Origin of the sequence: Gilvimarinus gilvus (genome assembly GCF_030518155.1) — a bacterium.
GTDB lineage: Bacteria > Pseudomonadota > Gammaproteobacteria > Pseudomonadales > Cellvibrionaceae > Gilvimarinus > Gilvimarinus gilvus.
Window position 1 is genome coordinate 1 of sequence record NZ_JAULRU010000188.1, and the last position, 311, is coordinate 311.

General features: G+C 36.7%; 1 protein-coding gene. It reads left to right on the forward strand.

Annotated features, from left to right (window positions below; genetic code table 11):
• Window positions 1–20: 20 nt before the first annotated feature.
• Window positions 21–311: ATP-binding cassette domain-containing protein (locus tag QWI17_RS01570; protein WP_368045319.1), on the forward strand; the 291-nt coding region annotated here is incomplete at its 3' end.

Consider the following 311-nt stretch of genomic DNA (forward strand, 5'->3'; position numbering starts at 1 on the left):
TAGGTGATAAATCTCCAAATTTGGAAAAAGTAGAATATGCTGCGCAAATTGCAAATGCGGAAGAGTTTATTGTAAAAATGCCAGAAAAATATCAAGAGTCAGTAGGAGAGGGAGGTAGCAAGCTTTCTGGTGGACAAAAACAACGTTTAAGTATTGCGCGTGCGGTTTATAAAAATCCACCGATTATGGTTTTGGATGAAGCAACTTCTGCTTTGGATACGAAATCTGAAAAATTGGTACAAGTTGCTTTGAATAATATGATGCAAAATCGTACTTCTTTGGTTATTGCGCACCGTTTATCAACAATTCAG